At 71.4% G+C, this 20,364-nt stretch carries 18 protein-coding genes and 1 tRNA gene; 14 read left to right on the top strand and 5 right to left on the bottom strand.

Translation table 11 applies throughout. The features are described from left to right. The first annotated feature begins 147 nt into the window (after window positions 1-147). The 7 genes from POF73_RS20925 to POF73_RS20895 all read left to right on the top strand — a co-directional run bounded on the left by POF73_RS20925 (window position 148) and on the right by POF73_RS20895 (window position 6,590). Window positions 148-1,161: a phosphatase PAP2 family protein gene (locus POF73_RS20925; RefSeq protein WP_272117587.1), complete on the top strand. Its 1,014-nt coding sequence runs from the start codon at window positions 148-150 to the stop codon at window positions 1,159-1,161. Continuing rightward, the gene (locus POF73_RS20920) at window positions 1,112-2,311 is read left to right on the top strand and encodes a hypothetical protein (protein WP_272117585.1); all 1,200 of its coding nucleotides are present in this window, start codon (window positions 1,112-1,114) and stop codon (window positions 2,309-2,311) included. Before POF73_RS20925 ends, POF73_RS20920 begins: the two co-directional genes overlap by 50 nt. After that, window positions 2,302-3,948 carry a hypothetical protein gene (locus POF73_RS20915; RefSeq protein ID WP_272117583.1) on the top strand — a complete coding sequence of 549 codons (1,647 nt, stop codon included), beginning with the start codon at window positions 2,302-2,304 and terminating at the stop codon, window positions 3,946-3,948. Before POF73_RS20920 ends, POF73_RS20915 begins: the two co-directional genes overlap by 10 nt. Continuing rightward, on the top strand, window positions 3,945-5,279 hold the full coding sequence (locus POF73_RS20910; protein ID WP_272117581.1) for an AAA domain-containing protein: 1,335 nt from the start codon (window positions 3,945-3,947) through the stop codon (window positions 5,277-5,279). Before POF73_RS20915 ends, POF73_RS20910 begins: the two co-directional genes overlap by 4 nt. A 163-nt stretch (window positions 5,280-5,442) precedes the next feature. Beyond that, a complete protein-coding gene (locus POF73_RS20905; protein WP_272117579.1) occupies window positions 5,443-5,808 on the top strand; it encodes a hypothetical protein in 366 nt (121 codons plus the stop codon). Window positions 5,809-5,950: 142 nt separating this feature from the next. Continuing rightward, window positions 5,951-6,526 (top strand): bifunctional DNA primase/polymerase, encoded by a 576-nt coding sequence (locus tag POF73_RS20900; RefSeq protein ID WP_272117577.1) that lies wholly within the window; start codon window positions 5,951-5,953, stop codon window positions 6,524-6,526. Further along, a tRNA-Lys gene (locus POF73_RS20895) sits at window positions 6,517-6,590 on the top strand. The genes POF73_RS20900 and POF73_RS20895 overlap by 10 nt, the downstream gene beginning before the upstream one ends. A 238-nt stretch (window positions 6,591-6,828) precedes the next feature. Here POF73_RS20895 and POF73_RS20890 read toward each other — a convergent pair. Further along, a complete protein-coding gene (locus POF73_RS20890) occupies window positions 6,829-8,421 on the bottom strand; it encodes a M6 family metalloprotease domain-containing protein (RefSeq protein WP_272117620.1) in 1,593 nt (530 codons plus the stop codon). A gap of 406 nt (window positions 8,422-8,827) precedes the next feature. Here POF73_RS20890 and POF73_RS20885 point away from each other — a divergent pair, with 406 nt between their 5' ends. Beyond that, window positions 8,828-10,648: a putative bifunctional diguanylate cyclase/phosphodiesterase gene (locus tag POF73_RS20885; protein WP_272117575.1), complete on the top strand. Its 1,821-nt coding sequence runs from the start codon at window positions 8,828-8,830 to the stop codon at window positions 10,646-10,648. Window positions 10,649-10,661: 13 nt separating this feature from the next. Here POF73_RS20885 and POF73_RS20880 read toward each other — a convergent pair whose 3' ends face one another. The 3 genes from POF73_RS20880 to POF73_RS20870 form a co-directional block, all read right to left on the bottom strand. Continuing rightward, window positions 10,662-11,768 (bottom strand): LLM class flavin-dependent oxidoreductase, encoded by a 1,107-nt coding sequence (locus tag POF73_RS20880; protein WP_272117573.1) that lies wholly within the window; start codon window positions 11,766-11,768, stop codon window positions 10,662-10,664. A gap of 120 nt (window positions 11,769-11,888) precedes the next feature. Next, window positions 11,889-12,620, bottom strand: a complete 732-nt coding sequence (locus POF73_RS20875; RefSeq protein ID WP_272117571.1) for a maleate cis-trans isomerase family protein — start codon at window positions 12,618-12,620, stop codon at window positions 11,889-11,891. A gap of 36 nt (window positions 12,621-12,656) precedes the next feature. Beyond that, on the bottom strand, window positions 12,657-13,466 hold the full coding sequence (locus POF73_RS20870; RefSeq protein WP_272117617.1) for a maleate cis-trans isomerase family protein: 810 nt from the start codon (window positions 13,464-13,466) through the stop codon (window positions 12,657-12,659). A 216-nt stretch (window positions 13,467-13,682) separates the two neighbouring features. Here POF73_RS20870 and POF73_RS20865 point away from each other — a divergent pair, with 216 nt between their 5' ends. Together POF73_RS20865 and POF73_RS20860 are read left to right on the top strand one after the other, a co-directional pair. Then, complete coding sequence (locus POF73_RS20865) at window positions 13,683-14,666, top strand: D-2-hydroxyacid dehydrogenase (protein WP_272117569.1); 984 nt, start codon at window positions 13,683-13,685, stop codon at window positions 14,664-14,666. A gap of 23 nt (window positions 14,667-14,689) precedes the next feature. Then, complete coding sequence (locus POF73_RS20860) at window positions 14,690-16,090, top strand: amidase (protein WP_272117567.1); 1,401 nt, start codon at window positions 14,690-14,692, stop codon at window positions 16,088-16,090. Here POF73_RS20860 and POF73_RS20855 read toward each other — a convergent pair. Then, window positions 16,071-16,565 carry a DUF3830 family protein gene (locus POF73_RS20855; RefSeq protein WP_272117565.1) on the bottom strand — a complete coding sequence of 165 codons (495 nt, stop codon included), beginning with the start codon at window positions 16,563-16,565 and terminating at the stop codon, window positions 16,071-16,073. The genes POF73_RS20860 and POF73_RS20855 overlap by 20 nt on opposite strands. 441 nt (window positions 16,566-17,006) lie before the next feature. On the opposite strand from POF73_RS20855, the gene ehuB reads away from it, so the two are divergent. Genes ehuB through ehuA form a run of 4 tightly spaced genes read left to right on the top strand, consistent with a single transcriptional unit; the run spans window position 17,007 to window position 20,125 of the window. Further along, the gene (gene ehuB, locus POF73_RS20850; RefSeq protein ID WP_272117563.1) at window positions 17,007-17,942 is read left to right on the top strand and encodes an ectoine/hydroxyectoine ABC transporter substrate-binding protein EhuB; all 936 of its coding nucleotides are present in this window, start codon (window positions 17,007-17,009) and stop codon (window positions 17,940-17,942) included. Then, a complete protein-coding gene (ehuC, locus tag POF73_RS20845; protein WP_272117560.1) occupies window positions 17,939-18,667 on the top strand; it encodes an ectoine/hydroxyectoine ABC transporter permease subunit EhuC in 729 nt (242 codons plus the stop codon). The genes ehuB and ehuC overlap by 4 nt, the downstream gene beginning before the upstream one ends. Beyond that, window positions 18,667-19,320: an ectoine/hydroxyectoine ABC transporter permease subunit EhuD gene (gene ehuD, locus POF73_RS20840; RefSeq protein ID WP_272117558.1), complete on the top strand. Its 654-nt coding sequence runs from the start codon at window positions 18,667-18,669 to the stop codon at window positions 19,318-19,320. The genes ehuC and ehuD overlap by 1 nt, the downstream gene beginning before the upstream one ends. 34 nt (window positions 19,321-19,354) lie before the next feature. Then, window positions 19,355-20,125 carry an ectoine/hydroxyectoine ABC transporter ATP-binding protein EhuA gene (gene ehuA, locus POF73_RS20835; RefSeq protein ID WP_443049576.1) on the top strand — a complete coding sequence of 257 codons (771 nt, stop codon included), beginning with the start codon at window positions 19,355-19,357 and terminating at the stop codon, window positions 20,123-20,125. Window positions 20,126-20,364 lie beyond the last annotated feature (239 nt).

Genomic DNA, 20,364 nt, shown 5'->3' with positions numbered 1-20,364 from the left:
CCATCATCGCGCACGCTGTGCCGGGGCAACCCGGCGGGCGATCTCTGCGTCTAGAGGGCCGAGGCGCCTGAAAGGGGCGCACGCGTACACCGTAAAGTGGAACGACCGGTCAACCGGGCGCCGCGACGAGAAGGGGGAGGCGATCGGATGCCACACGCCGAGACAACTGGCGTGGAGGCGACGCCGCGAACCCGCCTGCGCTGGTGGACCGAGCTGCCGCTGATACTCCTGGTCTACGCCTGCTACTCGGCGGGCCGACTGCTCGCCCGCGGCGACGTCAGCACCGCCGTGGACCACGGCCTCGCGATCCTGGACATCGAGAAGGCCCTGTACCTCAACGCGGAGCACCCGCTCAACCGCCTCTTCACACGCGAGCCCTGGATAGGCGTCCCGGCCGACTTCTGGTACGCCTCGCTGCACTACCTGGTCACGCCAGTGCTGCTGGTCTGGCTCTTCCGATCGCGCACCGTGCACTACCGCGCGGCCCGCACCTGGCTGATGACGTCGACCTTCATAGGCCTGATCGGCTTCACCCTGCTGCCCACCTGCCCGCCCCGGCTGCTGGACGCGAGCCACGGCTTCGTGGACACGATGGCGCAGTACAGCTCGTACGGCTGGTGGGGCGGTGAGGCGAGCGCGCCCCGGGGCATGGGCGGCATGACGAACCAGTACGCGGCGATGCCGAGCCTGCACGTCGGCTGGGCCCTGTGGTGCGCGGTGGTCCTGTGGCGGTACGGCGGTACGCGCCTCGCGAAGGCCGCGGGTGTCTCCTACGCGGTGATCACCACGATCGTGGTGATGGGCACCGCCAACCACTACTTCCTCGACGCGGCCGCGGGCGCCGCCGTGATGGGCGTCGGGCTGCTCCTCGCACCGCATGTGATGCGGACCGCGGACCGGGTCCGGGCCCGCTTCGCCACTCAGGTCGCGACCGCCAGGACCGCCACCGCTTCCCCCTCCGCCGCGGCGGACGCACAGGGCTCCGGCACTCCCGTCTCCGTGGGCTCCGGCGACTCGGCTTCCTCAATTGTCAGTGGCGGATGCCAGACTTCCGCGGGTGAGCGAATTCCACGGCAGCGCGAGTCCGGGTTCGGAGCCGAAGCCGAGCCGAGTGCCTCTCCCCAGGACGCGGGGGACGGCGCTCCGGCAGCGGCTCGCTGAGCTGCGCGGTCCGGACGTACCGGCCAAGGCTCTGGACGCACGCGCCCTGGCCGCCCTCGCCGCCAACCCCGGCTGCAAGCGGCGCGCCATCCTGGACGGCGCCGGGGTGAACAAGGCGGTCCTGGCGAGCGCGCTGGGCTCGCCGTCGGCGTTCGGACAGTCGCAGTTCGCCCTCACCCGCGGGAACGCCTTCGAGGCCAGGGTCAAGGCGGACGGCGGCGCGGAGCTGCTGCGGCTGGTGCACGAGAAGCTGGACCGCTCCGCCGAACCGCCCGCCCACGCGCACGTACCCGAGCTCACCGCGACCGGCCCCGAGGGCCGTACGGCCCGTACCGCGCTCGCCCTGCGCGAGGCCACCGAGGCGCGCGGCGAGTGGACCCTGCTGGACCACCCGATGCTCGCGCTGGACGTCGCCGGTTCACCCGCCTTCCTGGAGCCGGACGCGGTCGTCGTGCACCCGGACGGCAGCTGGACGGTCGTGGAGATCAAGTCCTTCCCGATGCTGGACGGTTCGGCGGACCCGGCGAAGGTCGGCGCGGCCGCCCGGCAGGCGGCGGTGTACGTACTGGCGCTGGAACAGGTCGCCGCCCGGCTGGCAGAACCGCCCGCGGAAGACGGCCCGCCGGTCCCGACGGTGCGCCATCGCGTCCTCCTGGTCTGCCCCAAGGACTTCTCCAACCTCCCCACCGCCTCGCCCGTGGACGTCCGCAAGCAGCGCGCCGTGACCGCCCGGCAGCTGGCCCGCCTCACCCGTATCGAGGACATCGCCGACGCACTCCCCGACGGCACCTGCTTCTCCCCCGAACTGCCCGCCGCCGACCTGACGGCCGCCGTCGAGTCGGTCCCGGCGACGTACGCACCCGAGTGCCTGTCCGCCTGTGAGCTGGCCTTCCACTGCCGAGCGCGCTCGCGCGCGTCCGACGCGGTGACGTCGCTGGGCCGCTCGGTGCGGGCCGAGCTGGGCGGTCTGACGACGGTCGAGGACGTCCTGTCGGCGGCCCGCGGCGAGTCCGGCGACCCGGACGACCCTGCGGTGGCGGCCCTCCGCCGGGCGGCGCACCTGCGGGCCGAGGCCCTCGGCCGCGATGCGCGAGCGCTGGGCCAGGAACCCACGCAGACCGGCCGGGAGGCGGTGGCCCCGTGTCACTGATCTCCACCCTCGCCCGGCTGGAAGCCGTCAGCACGGGCAGCGCCCAGCCCGCCGCGACCGTCCGCCACCGGCACCTGTCGGACCGCCCGCTCGTCTTCGTGCCGCTCACCACCGCCGGTGAGGCCGGCGCCCCGCTCGGCGCCCTGGTCGGCACGGACCGGGACGCCCCGCACCTGCTGGTCGTACCGCAGCCGCGCGACCGGGACCTCCGGTTCGCGTTCCTGTCCGAGCTGGCGGACATCGTCCTGCCGTACATCGACGCCCACGCCGACGACGTAGAGGCCGCCGAGCGCAACGACACCGATCCGGAGACCGGCAAGCGGGTCAAGGTCGAGGTCGAACTGTGCGCGGACGCCGCGCAGTTGATCGTGCCGAATCGCACGGGCATCGACTTCGTACGGCTCCTGGGCCGCTCCATGCGTTTCCGGCGTACGGCGGAACAGGACCCGGAGGCCCCCTATCCCGCGCCCCCGCGCGTGCCGCTGCTCGGTCGCTGGCTGACCCACTTCGGCGAGCGGGCCCGGGTGCCCGGCTCCTCGCTGCTGCTCGCCATGACGGACGTACTGTCCCGGCACTGGGCGACCGGCCAGTCCACCCTGGAGGACCAGCACCTGGGCGCGCTGCTCGCCTGGATCGACCCGCCGGCCGGCGAGAGCGGCGCCGAGGCTGCCCTGCGCGCGGAGCTCGCGCGGGACGCCCAGGGCCAGCTGCTGTGCCCGCCGGCCGGTCCCGCCACCGACCCGGCGTTCGACAACAAGCTGCTCGCCCCCGCGTTCGAGCGCTACGACCGCGCGCGTACGGCCCTCGCCGCCGCCGAGGACGGCCTGGAGGCCGACGACCGGCTCGGCGACCTCACCGCCGCCGAGCGGCAGATCCGCGCCCTCGTCGAGAGCCGGACCCGGCCCGCCTGGGACGCGGTGTGGCGCGGCCTCGACCTGCTGCGGGAGCTGCCCGAGGCCGGACGAGTCGAGGAGCGGTGGACCCGCGACCGCTGGTCGTTCACCGCTCACCGCGACCGGGTCGTCGCCGGTGAGCCCCCGCAGCCGCGCCGCGACGACGCGGTCACCGCCGCCAACAAGCTCGCCGCGCGCGAGCGCGAGCAGGCCCGCCTGGAGGCGCAGGAGGCGCTCGACGACCCGCTGGTGATGGCGGGGCGGCGGCTGGGCGGGGAGGCGTTCGCGGGCGAGGTCACCGAGGTCGTGATGGCGTACAGCGAGGGCAAGCGGCCCAGCCCGCGCCCGCTGGTCACCGTCCGCACGGACGACCGGCCGCATCTGGGCGAGCGGGCGAAGGTGTTCCGGTCGCTGGGCGGGAAGCCGCAGTCGGCGGAGTTCGTCGGCTACGAGGGGGACCTCGACGAGGACGGCCGGGAAAGCGAGAACAGCACGGGCGCGGACGCAGACGCGGGCGCGCTGCTCGTCCTGCGGGTGCTGGACAAGATGGGCCGAGGCAAGGAGCCGGAGGAGGGGTCGGTGCCGCGGAAGGGCGACCTGGTCTGCTTCACGCTGTTCGAACACGAGCAGCGGGGCGGGGCCAAGCTGCCCGACCCGGAGGAGACCCCGTGGACCCATGGCGGGCCGCCCGGCGAGCAGGTGTCCGAGACCGCCGATCCGCTGACCGAGGAGGACACCCTGTGACCGCCGTGTTCGACCCCGGTGCCGCGGCGGCCGAGGCCACCGACGCGATCCTGCACAACACCCTGCACAGCGAGGCGCGCGGTGTCGTCGTCGACTCCCCGCCCGGCGCCGGCAAGTCCACGCTCGTGGTCCGCGCCGCCCTGGAACTCGCGGACGCCGGGCGCCCGTTGATGATCGTCGCGCAGACCAACGCCCAGGTGGACGACCTGGTGCTGAGGCTCGCCGAGAAGAACCCCGAGCTGCCGGTGGGCCGCCTGCACAGCAGTGACTCCGACCCGTACGACAAGGCGCTGGACGACCTGCCGAACGTACGCAAGTCGGCGAAGGCGGCCGACCTCGCGGGCCTGGCGGTCGTCCTGTCCACGGCGGCCAAGTGGGGGCACGTCAAGGTCGACGAGCCCTGGCGGCACGCGATCGTCGACGAGGCGTACCAGATGCGCTCGGACTCGCTGCTCGCCGTGGCCGGGCTGTTCGAGCGGGCCCTGTTCGTGGGCGACCCGGGTCAGCTGGACCCGTTCGCGATCGTGGGCAGCGAGCAGTGGGCGGGCCTGTCGTACGACCCGTCGGCCTCAGCCGTGACGACCCTTCTGGCGCACAACCCCGCCCTCCCCCAGCACCGCCTGCCGGTCTCCTGGCGCCTCCCGGCGTCCGCCGCGCCCCTGGTCTCCGACGCTTTCTACCCGTACACCCCGTTCCGCAGCGGCACGGACCACGACGACCGCTCGCTGTCCTTCGCGGTCCCCTCCGACGGCTCGGGCCCGGACCGAGTGATCGACGAGGCGGCGGAGTCGGGCTGGGGACTACTGGAACTGCCCGCCCGCCACACCCCGCGCACGGACCCCGAGGCGGTACGGGCGGTCGCGACGGTCGTACGGCGCCTGCTGGACCGGGGCGGCGCGGCGACGTCGGAACGCTCACCCGACCCGGCGCCCCTCACCGCAGACCGGATCGCGGTCGGCACCGCCCACCGGGACCAGGCCGCGGCGGTCCGGGCGGCCCTGACCGAGCTGGGCGTCGTGGACGTCACCGTCGACACGGCCAACCGCCTCCAGGGCCGCGAGTACGACGTCACGGTCGTCCTCCACCCCCTCTCCGGCCGCCCCGACGCCACCGCCTTCCACCTGGAAACGGGCCGCCTCTGCGTCCTCGCCTCCCGCCACCGCCACGCCTGCATCGTGGTGTGCCGGGCCGGCGTGAGCGACCTGCTGGACGACTATCCGTCGACGGAGCCGGTACAGCTGGGGACGGTGGTGAAGTTCCCGGACGGGTGGGAGGCGAATCACGCTGTGTTGGCACGGCTGGCGGAACACCGGGTGGCTTGGCGGCCGTGAACGCAAGAGCACGCTTGAAAGCCCATTGACCTGCGTCACACGCCTACTTGCGCGGGCGCGGGACAATGGACGGTGGACCGGTTCACCGGGGGTCGCCGGTGGCCCACGAGATCGGTGACGCACATCGGTGACCCACATCGGTGACGTACGAGGAGGAGACAGCATGGCGGAGCCCACGCCGCGTCGGAACGAACCGCGGCTACGCCCCGCGCCCCTGCTCTTCGAGCCCACGCAGGTGGCCGCCGACCCGGAGCACTTCTTCGACCTGGAGTCGATCGACGACCCCCGCGCGCTGCTGGAGCGGGCGACCGAGCTGACGCAGGCGTTCCGGGCGGCGACGGACCGTGCGGTGGAGTTCCAGGCCATCGCGGCGGCCCAGCTGGCGGACCCCCGGCGGTTCGACCGGCTGACGCCCGCCGACATCGCCGAGCAGGCCGAGTGGACCGAGGACTACGCCAAGAAGATGGTCGAGTTCGGCAGGGATCTGATGCGGGGGGTCGAGGGGCCGGGGCACGTCGACCCGGTATGACCGGCCGCCCCGTGTGACCGACCTGACCGAGAGTTCTCCAGGCATATGCCAGGCGGGCAAGATACGCCCTGCCACCCCACCCTGTCCCGCGTTCCGGGAACTCTCGGGAACCGAGGACTCACCGTCGGTAGATGTATCTGCCATGAGCACCCCACACAACGCCCCCTTCTCCCCCGCCTTCGTCACCACGGACGGCGCCGCCTGGCTGGCCTCCGCGGAACCGTATCCGCGGAGCACCCAGGCGCTCTGGGACGAGCGGCCGCAGGCCCCCGTGATTCTGGCCTGCGGTTCGGTCTTCGACATCGTGAGCGCTCCCGCGATCTTCGGACGCCGGATGGTCGACCGGCTGTGGGAGGAGGGGCCCGGATCGGGGCCGGTGGCGATGTCGCGGGGCCGGATGCTGCTGTTCGCCGCGCCCGGCACGGCCCAGCGGCTGCCGTCGCTGCTGCGGTGGGAGGAGTTCGGCCGGGCGGAGGACGTGCCGCCGCTCCTGTGCCACGGCAAGGGAGACGCGGTGACCGTCCCGTCCCGATCGGGCGCCGCCGCCTCCTCCGGCTCCCGCTGGCTGGTCGCCCCGGACACTCGTAATCCCTGGTTACCGGGTCCCGAGGTGCTGCTCTGGGCGGCCGTGCGGGCGGCTCGTGCGGCCGTTCGTATTTCGATTTTTCCCCACGCCGACCAGGATGCTAAGGTCTACGACGTCAGCAGGCGCCGCTAGCTCAGTTGGTTAGAGCAGCTGACTCTTAATCAGCGGGTCCGGGGTTCGAGTCCCTGGCGGCGCACAGACAGTGAAAGCCCCTCGCGAAAGCGGGGGGCTTTTCGCATGCGCCTCGACGGGCCCAACCCGGCACCCATCGCACCCCCACCCCGCGCCCGACCGGGCACCCATCGCAGGCCCGAGCCCTCCCCCCACCCACACCCCGCGCCCTTACCACCAGTCATCCCGCCCCGCCACCAGGCGTACCGCCACCCCCCGGCGCATCCCGCACCCGTCACGCGACCCCCCATCCGGCGCGGGCGCTACCCTCCAGTCGCGATCTTCACCGTCCACGCCCCCGAAGCCGTGCGCCCCTCCACCTCCACCCGGACGCCCTCACCCGGCACCGTGAAGCTCTCCCCCAGCCCGACCGGCGCGTCAGCGAGCGGGGGGTACACCGACTCCTCCCAGCAGGCCTCGGTGTGCGGGTGCGCGTCGATCACCTCGACCGGACCGCCGCCGGACTCGGTCTGGCTGCGCACCCGGTACACCAGCACACCCTGCCGACAGGCCTGCATGTCGTTGCCCGCGGGGCCGCGTGCCTCGAAGGCGAGGGCGCTTTCGCGGCCGGTGCGGACGACGGCGAGCTTGATGCCGTTGCCCAGCCCGAAGCCCGGCACGGCGCCGACCGAACCGCGCGCACCCGACGTACCGCCCGCGCCGGCGCCACCCGCCGAACCGCCCGTGCCCGCGCCGCCGGACGCACCGGCAGCACCACCCGCTCCGCCCGTGCCCGCGCCACCCGACACACCGGAAGCGCCGCCCGCTCTGCCCGAGCCGGCGCCACCGGACGAACCGCCCGCACTGCCCACACCGCCCGTGCCGGCGCCACCGGACGAACCGCCCGCACTGCCCGTGCCGGACCCACCGGACCCACCGGGCCCGCCGGATCCACCGGACGCACCGAACTTTCCGGCCGCCCGCACCGCCCCCGCCGGCCCGGCCGCCACCGCCTGGCCCATGCCGCCGGGCCCCACCGCCAGCGGCTCCAGTGTGAGTCGCGCGCCCGCGGCCCCCGTCCCCTGCACGCACACCACCTGCCGCGGCTCCAGCCACCCCAGCTTCCACTTGTGCCAGCCGAACAGATCCGGCGCCATCCCGAACTGGCTGCCCATCAGGTCCCAGTCACCGACATAGGTGTCCCAGTCCCCCTTGCCGTCCACCGGGCGGTGGTACAGGTCGGGCAGGTCGAAGATGTGGCCCGTCTCATGCGCGAGGACCAGGCGGTCCGGCGGATGGTTCTCGAACACCGTGACGACGCGCCGGATGTCGGTGCCGTCGGCCCGCAGCGGGGTGTCCATGTTGACGACCTTCGTGGCGTCCGAGTCGACGCCGGGCGCGTCGGGGTCGGCGACGAGGTAGACGACGTCATAGCGGGAGAAGTCCACCTCCCGGTCCGCCACGGCGATGGCGTCGCGCAGATAGGCGGCCCGGTGGGCCGTGTTCCAGTCGCGCTGTATGGCGTACGCCGTCGACGGCCGGGGCATCCGCAGCCAGTGCCGCAGTGGATGCGGGCGCAGGGTGAATCTGCCGTAGGAGGCGCGTTCGAAGAAGTGGGTGGTGAGCGGGAAGTGGTCGGCCGTCAGTTCGGCGGGTGTCGTGTGGGGGGCCGCGTCCGGGAAGGACAGGTACACCATGACGGCGTCGAGCTTGCGGGCCGGGCGGGGGTAGGCGGCGTTCCAGGTGTTCAGGCCCTCGGAGTGGTGGGCCTCGGTGCGTTCGAGCGCGCAGGCCGCCGTGTCGAACGGCTTGGCGGCGGAGGGGCCCGCGACCAGGGAGGTCGCGGCGAGCGCCGACATCGTGGTGAACACCGCTGCGACACTGCGCAGTCGGGGCCATTCCCGCAGCCGACCCATGTCAGGGAGCAGGGGGAACTGACGCGGCACGTGGACCTCCGGGTGCGGTTCGCGGGACACCGCATCCAGCCTGGGTCATATTGTCGTACTACGTCCTGTTTGCCTGCACCGGACGGGTGAGAGGCCGTGGGAAACGTCAGAATCGACACCCCCGAATCGCTCACGGAACGTCACAACTGGTCGGTGGCCCGAAGAAGGCGTCCAGGTGCGGGCAGAAACGATCTGTCAGAAGGTCGGGTCAGGTGGGAACACTGAACAGTAGGTGGAAGGCCCCGGGACCAGCCTCTATGATCGGCACACTTTCCAGACACTTTCCTGCACGGACACGGCCTGGCGGCCGACCGCCCCCCGGCCGGCCATTCCGATGAGACCCATCCGAAGAACGAGTGCACTGCGGGAGCGAGCGGTGAGCGGAACGTCCGAAGGGCCGACGCCCGCGGCAGACCTCATCGGGCCGGCCGTCACAGAGAGTAACGTGGAGCCAGCCCCCGGTACCGGGCCTCCGCCCTACTCGTCCGCCTTCTGTGCCGCGCCCCTGGCGATGGCCGTGGTCGACCGAGAGGGCCTGGTCACCGGCGCCAACGCCGCGCTCGCCGACCTGCTCGGCACGCCACCCGGGGAGTTGGCCGGATCCGTCGCCGCCGATCTGGTGGACCTCGCCTCCGACGCCCGCACCTGGCACACGTATCTGGAGGTGCTGCGCGGCCGCGAGGCCAGACTGCGCTGCACACGCCGCCTCAAACACCCGGACGGGCACTCTCTGTGGGCCCGGGTCACGGTCGCGCCCCTGCCCGGCGAAGGGCGGGGCGGCGTCCTGCTCTCCGTCGCGGACATCAGCGCCCACCGTGAACTCCAGGCCCGGCTGCGGCACTTGCAGATGCACGACCCGGTGACCCGGCTGCCCAACCGCACCCTGTTCTTCGAGCGTCTGTCGACGGCGCTGGAGGCGGAGTCGTACGAGGAGAGCGGCACGACGGGCCGAATCGGCCTTTGTTATCTGGACCTTGACGGATTCAAGGCGATCAACGACACCCTGGGCCACCGGGTCGGCGACGGTCTGCTGGCCGCCGTGGCCGAACGGCTCACGCACTGCGCCGAGGAAGCCGGCTTCGCCCGGTCGAGCCCGCCCCTGGTGGCACGGCTCGGCGGTGACGAGTTCGCCCTGCTCGTGGAGGACTCGACGGGCACCGAGCAACTGGCCGACCTCGCCGAGTCGGTGCTCGAAGCGCTGCGGGCCCCCTTCGACCTGTCCGGCCGGCGCCTTTCGGTGTCGGCGTCGATCGGCGTGGTGGAACGCCAGGCGAGCGGCACCACTCCGACCGCCCTGATGCAGGCCGCCGATACGACGCTGTACTGGGCAAAGGCCGACGGCAAGGACCGCTGGACGCTCTTCGACCCCGAGCGCAACGCCCACCTCATCACCCGCCAGGCGCTCGCCGCCACGCTCCGCCCCGCCATCGAGCGCGGTGAGTTCGCCCTGGAGTACCAGCCGTTGGTGTGCATGGAGGACGGCCTGCTGCGCGGTGTCGAGGCGCTTGTCCGCTGGAAACATCCTCAGTTCGGCGTACTGGCGCCGAATCGGTTCATCGGACTGGCCGAGGAGGACGGTTCGATCGTTCCGCTCGGCCGCTGGATCCTCGCGACGGCCTGCCGCCAGGCCCGCGCCTGGCAGGTGGCGCACCCCGACGAGCCGCCGATCTTCGTCAGCGTGAACGTGGCGGTACGTCAGGTCTGGGACTCGGACCTGGTCGCGGACGTCGCCCGCATCCTCGACGAGACGGAACTCGCCCCGCATCTGCTCCAGTTGGAGCTCACCGAGTCCGCGGTGATGGGCTCGGCGGGCAGACCGCTGCAGGCCCTCCAGGCGCTCAGCGACATGGGCGTACGCATCGCGATCGACGACTTCGGCACGGGGTACTCGAACCTGGCCTACCTCAGCCGGCTGCCCGTCTCGGTGCTGAAGCTGGACGGTTCCTTCGTGCGGGGCTTCCAGTACGAGAGCGACAACAGCGCGGCCGTACCGCCGAACCCGGCCGACGAGGTGGTGGTCGAGGCGATGATCCAGCTCGCCCACCGGCTGGGCCTGACGGTCACCGCGGAGTGCGTGGAGACGCTCGCGCAGGCGTCGCGGCTGCGCAGCATCGGGTGTGACACCGGCCAGGGGTGGCTGTACTCGCGGCCGGTGTCGCCGGATCGTATCTCCGAGTTGCTGGGCGTGCGGGTCTGACGAGCGCCGCCGGTCAGGAGGCGGTCGGCAATCCGTAGGCGTCCGCTATGAGTTCGTAGGAGCGCAGGCGTACGTCCAGGCCGGGGGCGTTGCTCGTGATCATCAGCTCGTCGGCGCCGGTGCGCTTCTGGAGGTCGTCGAGCCCGGCGCGGACCTCGTCGGGGGTGCCGTGGACGACGTTGGCGTTCCAGGAGTCGGCGAACTCGCGCTCCAGCGGGGTGAATTCGTGGGCCTCGGCCTCTTCAGGGGTGGGGATGAGGCCGGGGCGGCCGGTGCGCAGGCGGATCATGCTGAGGGCGGCGGCCCTGACCTGGCGGCGGGCCTCCTTCTCGTCGTCGGTGGCGAGGGCGGAGACGCCGATGAGGGCGTACGGCTCGGCGAGGACGGCGGACGGCCGGAAGGACTCCCGGTAGAGGTCCAGGGCCGGGACGGTGTTCCGTGCCGAGAAGTGGTGCGCGAAGGCGAAGGGCAGGCCGAGCACCGCGGCGAGGCGGGCGCTGAAGCCGGAGGAGCCGAGGAGCCAGATCGGCGGGCGGTGCGGGGACTGGACACCGCCGGGTGACGTCGCCTGGACGGGGCCGGGGACGGCGTGGATACGGGCGTAGGGGTGGCCGTCCGGGAAGTCGTCGTCGAGGAAACGGGTGAGCTCGGCGAGTTGCTCGGGGAAGTCGTCGGCGCCCTCGTTCAGGTGGTCGGTGCGGCGCAGCGCGGCGGCGGTGGCGCCGTCCGTGCCGGGGGCGCGGCCGAGACCGAGGTCGATGCGGCCGGGGGCCATGGCCTCCAGGGTGCCGAACTGCTCCGCGATGATCAGTGGGGCGTGGTTGGGGAGCATGACGCCGCCGGAGCCGAGGCGGATGCGGTTCGTGTGGGCGGCGAGGTGGGCGAGGATCACCGCCGGGGACGAGGAGGCCACGCCGGGCATGGAGTGGTGTTCGGCGACCCAGTAGCGGTGGAAGCCGCGGGACTCCGCGAGGCGGGAGAGTTCGACGCTGGTGCGCAGGGCGTCGGTGGCGGTGTGGCCCGCGCTGACCGTGACCAGGTCCAGTACGGAGAGGGGAGTGGGGGCGGTGCCGTGCGCCGTGCCCCGGATCCCGTCTGTCTGGGTGTCGTCTGCCGCCACGGTGGGTGCCTCCTGTGGTGATGCCGTGCACTGTCCTGCCCGGCATTAACAGGAGGGGGTCTCCGCTTTATTCCCGGCCGCCGCAACCGCCACCGCCGACGTCACCGACACCCGGCGCCGCTACACCTGCACGATCGGCTCCTTCGTGAACAGCGCCCCCAGTTCCGGCGCATTCACGCGGCGGTCCGTGAGCCTCAGGGCCTCCCAGACCGTGACCTGGTTGGCGGTGAGGACCGGTTTGGAGACGTGTTGCTCCAGGGCCGGGAGGTGGGAGGCGGTGTGGAGGGCCGTGTCGGGCAGGAGGATGGCCTCCGCGTCCGGGTGGTCCGCCTCCCTCGCCAGGGCGAAGAGCTCCTTGTCGCCCCAGGTCCCGACCTCGGCCGCCGTGATGATCCCGGAACCGCGGACCGCCACCACCTCCACGCCCGCCGCCCGAAGGAACTGCGCGAAGAGGTCCGCCACGTCGTCCGGGTAGGTCGCCCCGATCGACACCCGCCGCACCCCGAGCTCCTGTACCGCGTGCACGAAGGCGAAGGACGTCGACGACGCCGGCATGCCCGCCGTGACGGCGAGGCTGCGCACCTGCTCATGGGCGCCCTCCCAGCCGTAGACGAAGCTGCCGGACGTGCACGCCCACACCACCGCCTCGGCGCCGGTCAGCCGCAGCGCCTCCACTCCGGCCGCGAGGCGCTCGGCCGAGCCCATCCGGCGCAGCGCGTCCACGCGGTGTGCGTCCTCACCGATGTCGGTGTGCACCACGTCGACCCTGATGTCGCTGGCGAGCAGTTGTTCGATGCGTGGATAGTCGTCCTCTGCGGAGTGGCCCGGGTAGAGAAATCCGAGTGCGGTCATGTCGGCCTTCCTGCTCCTCGCTGCGCCTACTGCCTGCTACTGCTGTTCCTGCTCGGGTACATCCGGTACGTCCGGAAGCACGGGACCGCCACGCGTGGACGGATCGATCCGAGCCGCCGGATCGATCAGCGCCTGATACGGCCCCACCGCTCGGGTACCCAGCCGACGCAGTGCCGCCCACATCGTGACCTGGTTGGCCGAGAGCACGGGGATGCGCAGCTCTGCCTCCAGTTGGGGGATCACGTCGTAGGTGGGCAGGTTGGTGCAGCTGATGAACAGGGCGTCGGCGGCACGGCGCACGGCCCTGCGCGCCATGTCGGCCACATCGCGGTACGGCACCCTCCAGATGTGCCGCGTCAGGCCCATGAAGGCACAGCCGGTGACCATGACCCCTGCCTCGGCCACGTAGTCCTCCAGCGCCCGCGTCACCGACACGGTGTACGGCGTCACCAGCGCCACCCGGCGGACGCCGAGCTCGGCCAGCGCCTCAAGGAGCGCGCCCGAGGTGGTGACCGACGGCACCGCGCCCGCCCGTGTCATCGCCTCGCACATCGCCCGTTCGCCCGCGATGCCGCCGACGAAACTGCCGGAGGTGCAGGCGTAGGCGACGACCTCGGGGGTGATCGCGGTCAGGGTGCGGACGCCGTCGCCGAGCGTCTCGTGTTCGCTGACCAGACGGGCCAGATCGAGGCTGACCTCGACGGGGACGAACGGCGTCCGCGTCAGGTGCAGCGAGACCTCGTCCGGAACCCAGCGCCACAGCTCTCGGTCCAGCGCGAAGTCGAACGGGGCGACGACTCCGACACCGCGCTGCGGGCGGGGGCCACCGAGGAAGGAGATGTCCAAGGCGTCCATGGCGGGCACCGCCCTCACTACGAGAAACAGGTGAGCAACGGACCGTATTTACGACCGTGTTGACGAAGGTAGGTTCGGGTGCGAGCGTGGTCAAACCTCGCATGTCAGACGACCGTTTCCTTCAAGTAAAACTCTGAGAAACGGCGCCCGCATATCCCCGCAAGCGCTGGCAAAGCGCCCCCTCACACTCCGGAGAAGCGACCCCGTATGACCTCACCCGCCCCCGGTCCGTCCCCCGCTTCCGGCCCGCCGCCGACGCTCCTCGTCCTCGACGCCGAGCCCCTCCCCCGCCTCGGCCGCCTCACCGGCCGGGCCCGCATCGAGCACGCCGACGAGTCGACGCTGGCCGAGCGGCTGCCGTCCGCCGATGTCCTGCTGGTCTGGGACTTCACCTCGCACGCCGTACGCCGCGCCTGGCCCGGCGAGGGCCCCCGTCCGCGCTGGGTGCACACGGCGAGCGCGGGTGTGGATCACCTGATGTGCCCGGAGCTGACCGCGTCGGACACGGTGGTCACCAACGCGCGCGGGATCTTCGACCAGCCGATCGCCGAGTACGTCGCCGCGCTGGTGCTGGCGATGGCGAAGGACCTGCCGCGCACCCTGGACTTCCAGCGCGCCCGGGAGTGGCGGCACCGGGAGGGGCAGCGGGTCGCGGGCACGCGCGCGTGCGTGGTCGGGTCCGGGCCCATCGGCCGTACGATCGCCCGCTCGCTGAAGGCCCTCGACGTCACCACCGCGCTGGTCGGCCGGGTCCCGCGCACCGGCATCCACGGCCCCGACGACCTCGACCGGCTGATGGCCCGCGCCGACTGGGTGATCGCGGCGGCGCCGCTCACCGAGCAGACGCACGGCATGTTCGACACCCGCCGCTTCGGCGTCATGCAGCCCTCGGCCCGGTTCATCAACGTCGGGCGCGGGCAGCTCGTGGTGGAGGAGGCGCTGGCCGAGGCCCTCACCAAGCGGTGGATCGCGGGGGCCGCGCTCGATGTCTTCGAGGACGAGCCCCTCGGTCCCGACAGCCCGCTGTGGGGGCTGCCGGGTCTGATCGTGTCGCCGCACATGAGCGGGGACACCATCGGCTGGCGCGATGAACTCGGACTTCAGTTCGTGGAGTTGTACGAGCGGTGGGAGGCGGGCAGACCGCTGCTGAACGTGGTCGACAAGCAGCGCGGGTACGTACCCGGACGCTGACGTCTACGGCTGGAGGGCTTCGCATGACGGATCTCACCGAACTGACCGCCGTACAACTCCTCGACGGCTACCGGGCAGGAGAGTTCAGCCCCGTCGACGCCACCCGCGCGGCCCTGGAGCGGGCCGAGCGCATCCAGCCGGAGGTCAACGCCTTCGTACGGCTCACGGCCGACGCGGCCCTCGCACAGGCCGCCGACTCGGCCGAGCGCTGGCGGCGCGGCGCTCCGGCCGGTCTGCTCGACGGCGTACCGGTCACCGTGAAGGACATCCTGCTGATGCGCGGGGCGCCGACGCTCAAGGGCTCGAAGGCCATTGCCGAGAAGGGGAGCTGGGCCGAGGACGCCCCCTCCGTGGCCCGGCTGCGCGCGGCCGGCGCCGTCTTCCTCGGCAAGACGACGACCCCCGAGTTCGGCTGGAAGGGCGTCACCGACTCGCCCCTGTCCGGCGTCACCCGCAACCCGTACGACCCAACCCGCACCGCGGGCGGCTCCAGCGGCGGCGCGGCGGCGGCCGTGGCCCTCGGTGCGGGACCGCTCGCCCTGGGCACCGACGGCGGCGGCAGTGTCCGTATCCCGGCGGCCTTCTGCGGCATCTTCGCCCTGAAGCCGACGTACGGCCGTGTCCCCCTGTACCCGGCGAGCGCCTTCGGCACCCTGGCACATGTCGGCCCGATGACCCGCGACGCGGCCGACGCGGCCCTGCTCCTGGACGTCATCGGCGCGCCCGACTCCCGCGACTGGTCGGCGCTGCCGCCGTCGCCGGGCTCCTTCACCTCCGCCTTGGAGGGCGGCGTGCGAGGGCTGCGGGTCGCCTACTCGCCGTCTCTCGGCGGCCAGGTGGCGGTGCGTCCGGCGGTCGCGGCGGCGGTGCGGCGGGCGGTGGAGCGGCTGGCGGGGCTGGGGGCGTACGTCGAGGAGGCCGACCCCGACTTCACCGACCCGGTGGACGCCTTCCACACCCTGTGGTTCTCCGGGGCGGCCCGGGTGACCCAGCATCTGGGCCCGTATCAGCGGGAGTTGCTCGACCCGGGCCTCAGGGAGATCTGCGGCGCCGGTGCCCGGCTGTCCGCGCTCGACTATCTGGCCGCGGTGGACGTCCGGATGGAGCTGGGCCGCCGGATGGGCCGCTTCCACGACGGCTACGACCTGCTGGTCACCCCGACCCTGCCGATCACGGCGTTCGAGGCGGGCGCCGAGGTCCCCAAGGGCTCGGGGCACCGCAGGTGGACCGGCTGGACGCCGTTCACCTACCCGTTCAACATGACCCAGCAGCCGGCCGCGTCGGTCCCGGTCGGCGCGGACGGGGACGGGCTGCCGATCGGTCTCCAGCTCGTGGCCGCCCGGCACCGGGACGACCTGGTGCTGCGGGCGGCGCACGCGCTGTACGAGGCCGGCGTCGCCGGGCTCAGGCCCTTCGGAAGCTGAGCGTCTCCCCCGCCGCTCCCGTGCGCCACAGGTCGTTGCAGGCCTCGGCCAACGCGTCGAGGCCCTCGATCACCTGGCCCCAGACGATGCCGGGGACCCAGCCGACATCGCCGTTCAGGAGCAGGTTGTTGCGCTCGTAGAACAGGGCCAGGTCGACGACCGTGGTGCCGGGGCGGACCTCACGGTCGTAGCCGTATGCCTTGGTGCCCAGCTCGGCGCCGGCGAAGGAGAAGTAGCAGAGGTCACCCGGGATCGGGGTGACCGTCGGGTTCTCCAGCGGTGGCTCCGCCGGCGCGAACGGCGGGAACAGGGCGTAGATCTCGTTGCGGGCGTATTTCGCGTGGTAGACGTCGCCGCTCAGCGGGAGGGCGTCCCATACGGCCGCGCAGGTGATCGGGGCGCGGTCGTCCAGCAGCTTTGCGGTTGCGGTGATTCCACGCTTGGCCAGCGAAACTTCGATATGGCGGTCGGCCATGTGCCCTCCAGTGCACGTGCTTCGTCCCGGTGTGGCGCCTCCCTGGGCCATTGCCCGTTCGGTCACCTCCCCAAGAGTCAATGGCAGCGCGGTGCGGGGCCCACGAGACTCTTGGTGCCCGCACAGCAGGAGGCCACGCGTGACCTCGCGTGAAACATCGGCGCACCCCGTTCAGGGCCGCGACGGTGGCGAAGATGTGCGACAGCGGCCCGGCCAACTGCGTACTCACCAAGATCCACCCCAAAAAGGGCGGTGCGAAGGTGACGGTCGACAACCACGGAGGCGACAAGAGCTGCCTGTACGGCTCGGACCTGCGCGGTAACCACGTCCCCGCACCCCGACGACGCCGTGCCGGACGCCCTCATCAGGGCTTCGGGCACGCTCGGTTTGTGGCCGCAAACGACCGGCATAGGCCCGGTCGGTCTGGGTAGGCGCGCGGCCATGGCTCCACGACAGGGGAACTTCTCAGCAAGCAACGGAATCCGAAGAGGCCTCCGCCGCCGCTCGCTGCTCACCGGAGCGGCAGCGGTGGGCGCGGCGGGGGCACTGGGTGCGACGACCGGCTGCGCACGGGTCGACGTCACCGGCGCGAAGAGCGGCGGACAGCTGCTGGACGACCTGCGCAGCAAGGGCACCGTGCGCATGGGCATAGCCAGCGAGCCCCCCTACGCCTCCATCAACAAGCAGGGCGAGCTCACCGGCGAGGCCCCGGCCGTGGCCCGGACGATCTTCCAGCGCCTCGGCGTCAAGGACTTCGAACCGGTGCCGGTCGAGTTCGGCGCGCTGGTCCCCGGACTGCTGTCCTTCCAGTTCGATGTGATCGTCGCCGGGATGTTCATCAACAAGGACCGCTGCGAGGCGGTGCTCTTCTCCGACCCGGACTACGAGTCGAAGGACGGCTTCCTGGTCCCGAAGGGCAACCCGGACCAGCTCAAGTCGTACAAGGACGTCGCCGACAAGGGCCTGCGCATGGGGACCGGCGTCGGCTACGCCGAGTACGACTACGCCGTCGGCAACGGCGTCAAGGAGGGCAAGATCCAGACGTACGGCGACCAGATCGCCGGCATGGAGGCCCTGGAGGCCGGTCGCATCGACTGTTTCGCCGGTACGGCCCTCACCATGATCGAGGCCCTGAAGACCGGCGCCCACCCCAAGGTCGGGATGACCGACCCGTTCACCCCGGAGGTCGACGGCAAGCCGCAGCGCGACGGCGGCGGTTACGGCTTCCGGCTGGGCGAGACCAAGGTCCGGGACGCCTTCAACCGCGAACTGCACAAGATGAAGCAGAGCGGTGAACTCCTGCGCATCGCCAAGCCGTTCGGCTTCACCGAGGAGTTCATGACGGATCTGACCGCAGAGGAGCTCTGCAACAAATGACCGGACCGTTGTGGGAACTCCTGTTCAAGGGTGCGTGGATCACCGTCCAGCTGATGGTCTACAGCGCCGTGCTCGCGGCCGCCGTCGCCTTCGGCATCGGCCTGGCACGCACCTCACGCCTGTGGATCGTCCGCTTCCTGTCCGGTGCCTATGTGGAGATCTTCCGCGGCACCTCGGCACTGGTGCTGATGTTCTGGCTGTTCTTCGCGCTGCCCCTGCTCGGCTGGCAGCTCGCCGGCCTCTGGGCGGGCACCCTGGCGCTCGGCCTGTCGTACGGTGCCTACGGCTCCGAGGTGGTGCGCGGTGCGGTGCAGTCGGTGTCCCCGGCCCAGCGTGAGGCGGCCGTCGCGCTGAACTTCACGCCCTGGCAGCGCATGCGGAAGGTGATCCTGCCGCAGGCGGTGCCGGAGATGATGCCGCCGTTCAACAACCTGCTGATCGAGCTGCTCAAGGGCACCGCGCTGGCCTCGCTGCTGTCCATCGGCGAGCTCACCTTCGAGGCCAAGCTCGCCCGGCTCTCCACCGGTGAGAGCGCCCAGGTCTACGGGATCATCCTGGTGATGTACTTCGTGATCGCGTTCGTCGTGACCCGGATCATGCGGTTGCTGGAGCGCCGTGCCAAGGCCTCGGTCGGCCAGGCGCCCCAGGCGAGCGGCTGGTTCAGCCGCGGGCTGCCCGTCTCGAAGGGCGTGCCCCAGCCCTCCGCCACCGGAGGTGGTGCCTGATGAACGACTGGTCCTGGGACTACGTCCGCGAGATCATGCCGCAGCTTCTCGACGGGCTGTGGATCACCGTCCAGGCGACCCTGCTCGGCTCCCTGGTGGCCTTCGCCCTCGGTCTGGTGTGGGCGATCGCGCTGCGTTCACCGAGCCGCTGGGTGACCTGGCCGGTCAGCGCCGTCGTCGAGTTCGTCCGCAACACGCCGCTGCTGGTGCAGCTGTTCTTCCTGTTCTTCGTGCTGCCGAGCTGGGGCCTGAGTTTCGGGGCGCTGACGACCGGTGTCATCGGCCTCGGGCTGCACTACTCGACGTACACGGCCGAGGTCTACCGCGCCGGTATCGACGCGGTGCCGAAGGGCCAGTGGGAGGCGGCCACCGCGCTGAGTCTGCCGCGCGGGCGCACCTGGGTCGCGGTGATCCTGCCGCAGGCCTTCCGCCGGGTGGTTCCGGCCCTCGGCAACTACGTGATCGCGATGTTCAAGGACACTCCGATGCTTTCCGCCATCACGGTGGGCGACATGCTTTTCGAAGCGAACAGCATCGGTGCGACGACATTCGACTACATGGAGCCGATCACGGTCGTCGGCATTCTCTTCATCGTGATCTCGTACCCCACCTCTGTCCTCCTGCGAGTCCTGGAGCGTCGCCTTGTCCGCTGACAGCAGCCTCTCGAAAGAAACCGTCAATCCCGCGGTGGACGGCAGCGAGCTGATCCGCTTCGACAAGGTGACGAAGCGATTCGGCACCAATACCGTCCTGGATTCCCTGGACTTCACCGTGTCGTCCGGCAAGCACGTCACGCTGATCGGTCCCTCCGGATCGGGCAAGACCACGATCCTCAGACTTCTGATGACCCTGACGAATCCGGACGAGGGCACCATCAAGGTGGCCGGCGACTACCTCACGCACGAGGAGAAGAACGGCAAGCTCGTGCCGGCCGGTGAAAAGCATGTCCGGGAGGTGCGCAAGAACATCGGAATGGTGTTCCAGCAATTCAACCTCTTTCCCAACATGAAGGTGATGCGGAACATCACCGAGGCCCCGGTGCATGTGCTCGGCCTGTCCAAGGACGAGGCCGAGGAACGGGCTCGCGGACTGCTCGAACTGGTCGGTCTGACCGAGCACGTGGACAAGTACCCGACCCAGCTGTCCGGCGGCCAGCAGCAGCGCGTCGCGATCGCCCGCGCCCTCGCCATGCGCCCGCAGGTGCTGCTGCTCGACGAGGTCACCTCCGCGCTCGACCCCGAACTGGTGGCCGGCGTACTGGACGTGCTGCGCGACATCGCGCACACCACGGACATCACGATGCTCTGCGTCACCCACGAGATGAACTTCGCCCGGGACATCTCCGACGATGTCCTCATGTTCGACGCGGGCCGGGTGATCGAGTCCGGTTCGCCGGAGAAGATCTTCTCCGAGCCGGACCACGAGCGCACCCGGCAGTTCCTCAGCGCCGTGTTGTGAACGAGCGGGGGCAATGCCCGAAAAGGGCATTGCCCTTGTTGACACCTCCCGAAGTCCCAATAGTCGCAGGTCGCGGGCTCGTTGAAGAATTTCAACGAGCCCACCGTTCCGGCTGCGCCGACGAACACCGACGGTGACTCTGGCATATGCCGGAGTGCTATCCCCGCAGTTGGGGGCATCGCAATCTCGTCAACAACCGCTCACTACAGGCCTCTTGCCCGTTATCGTGAAGGGGATTG

The organism is Streptomyces sp. HD, from assembly GCF_028369295.1.
Classification (GTDB): Bacteria; Actinomycetota; Actinomycetes; order Streptomycetales; family Streptomycetaceae; genus Streptomyces.
The sequence above is the reverse complement of the archived record's forward strand: the minus strand, read 5'-3'. Positions and strand labels throughout refer to the sequence as shown.